Annotated in this window: 1 protein-coding gene; it reads left to right on the plus strand. The window is 69.9% G+C overall.

Annotation, left to right across the window (positions count from 1 at the left end; genetic code table 11):
• On the plus strand, positions 1 to 256 hold a 256-nt coding region (locus tag AC0IYH_RS32650), incomplete at both ends, for a pyruvate kinase (protein ID WP_471838503.1).

A 256-nucleotide genomic window follows, 5' to 3' on the forward strand; every position in this document is an offset into this window, starting at 1 on the left:
GCTGGAGGAGATCGTCGAGCAGTGCGACGGCGTGATGGTCGCACGCGGCGATCTGGGCGTCGAACTGCCGCCCGAGCAGGTGCCGCCGCTGCAGAAGCGCATCGTCGAGGTGTCGCGCCGGATGGGCCGGCCGGTCGTCGTCGCGACGCAAATGCTGGAATCGATGATCCAGTCGCCGTCGCCGACCCGCGCCGAGGTGTCCGACGTGGCGACCGCGATCTACGACGGTGCGGACGCGATCATGCTGTCCGCCGAG

It is taken from the genome of Pseudomonas sp. AC463 (assembly GCF_979253585.1).